Genomic DNA, 1,732 nt, shown 5'->3' on the forward strand with positions numbered 1-1,732 from the left:
TATCTTCGATGTCTTCGGCGATCCCTTCTTGAGCAATAGAATCTAAACGGGTCATTAATTGCTTCGCATTATCAACAGGGCAAATTAAACCCATACCTAACGACGCATATTTCACGCCCTCTTTTTTTGCTTCATCGAACTGTTTAGTGGAAAAGGCAAAAAATGCCCCAGCCTCATTAAATGCTTGCGTTTGTTTGGCTTGAATATAGTGAGAGAGATATTTCATGACTTACTCCTTACGTTAATACAAAAATATCCCAGTAATTAAAACGGGCAACGGTGAAAGGAAAAGAGGGCTCTCGAAGGGGTTGATACATCCTTCACAATAAAATTGTCAGTTAAGTCCCCGATTTTAAAGTGGTGCAAGATACTCTTCTCAACCTCAGCCAGAGTGGATGGGTAGAACTTAGCATCACGCGAAGTAAATCCTGCGATTTTGAGTTCAGCTAAGGTAATGTCGCTACACGGCGTAAGAGAAAAGCCGTGCTCTTCTCCCTCTGTACGCTGAGGAATTCGCAGTAAAGAGATATCATTTTTTGGTGAGCTTTCGTGCCCAGCGGCGAAACGCTGGTCGCTGAGCGTCAATGTAGAGAGAGTTGGGGTTGAGTTTTGTTGTGCCATGACAAATTTCCTTTCTGTTTGAGTATCACTTTTATGGAGCCGCTTGGCTGTCCAGATCTCAAACAGGGTTCTTCTCTGCAGGGGCGCGGAGCGTTTATTAACCCTTGCAGAGAAGGTTCTGATTGAGGATGGTGAACAGTCTGCGAGCGCCATCCAGTGATGCGAGTCGAAAGGAAAATCGGCACATAAGAAAACAAGCCCTTACTCGAACTTAATTGAAGCCAGTGAAAGGTAATAAGGAGGCACGACGAAGCGCAGCTACGCAGTAGCGGAGGCGTTGGGTGATTGTTCGCAGTAACTTAATGTCACATCGAGCTTGCTCGATAACAGTGCCATAAGCTATCGCGAGAGGAGTGAAGCGACGGAATGAGCCGACCGAAGGGAGAACGCCCAATATTTAAGTTTAATACGTACTTTATAGATTGATTCGCGTTAGAAAAAGAACCGTCCGTAGTCAATCTTCAAGGGTAAGTGTTCGAAGGCGGTTCAAGTCAAATATAGCAATAAATCTAAAGGGCTATTCGCCGTCTAGCCATTAACTCAATTAGCTCCCACCTTTTTGGTCAGGGAGAGTGGAGAGTGGAAAGTGAAAAGTGAAAAGTGAAAAGTGAAAAGTGAAAAAGCTTGATGCAAAGAAACGCAGAACATAGCAAAAGCTACACTTAGCTGTTCATGTCGATATACTCGAAACCATGAGTGCGGAAGTCAGTTTTGTTGTGCCATGAGCCTCTGAAAAAGAAAGGTTGTACCTCACTGAAACTCACCCCGAAAGAATGTAATACTTTGGGAAGAGAGTGGATCAATAAATGAAGCGGAAAAAGCGCTAACGAGCGGTAAAGCGAGTTTGATATATTACAACGCTCAAATAGGTGAAATGATAGTAAATGTCAAAACTATGAACAAAATTATAGCTCTAGGTATGCCAATTAGAAGCCCACGGTTAGCCATAAACGATGTAGCTTTGTCTCCAGGCAGATTTTATCAACACAACCCTTTATGCTTGAGCGGCTAATGAGAAAGTTGTGCTAGTTCGTCTGTATTCAATCCCGTGACATCCATAATGGTTTGTTGATCTAGACCATTAAGCAGCATCTTACGCGCCATCTCCTTG

At 43.5% G+C, this 1,732-nt stretch carries 1 protein-coding gene and 2 pseudogenes; 1 reads left to right on the forward strand and 2 read right to left on the reverse strand.

What is annotated here, in order from left to right:
• Nucleotides 1–226: pseudogene (locus tag L3V35_RS25335) on the reverse strand (hypothetical protein); the annotation flags it as partial.
• Nucleotides 227–264: 38 nt separating this feature from the next.
• Nucleotides 265–621, reverse strand: a complete 357-nt coding sequence (locus L3V35_RS25340; RefSeq protein ID WP_237300852.1) for a hypothetical protein — start codon at nt 619–621, stop codon at nt 265–267.
• A gap of 469 nt (nt 622–1,090) precedes the next feature.
• Here L3V35_RS25340 and L3V35_RS25345 point away from each other — a divergent pair.
• Nucleotides 1,091–1,633, forward strand: a pseudogene (locus tag L3V35_RS25345) (hypothetical protein); the annotation flags it as partial.
• Nucleotides 1,634–1,732: the final 99 nt, after the last annotated feature.

It is taken from the genome of Vibrio sp. L5-1, assembly GCF_021728315.1.
In the GTDB taxonomy this organism is placed as follows: Bacteria; Pseudomonadota; Gammaproteobacteria; order Enterobacterales; family Vibrionaceae; genus Vibrio; species Vibrio splendidus_K.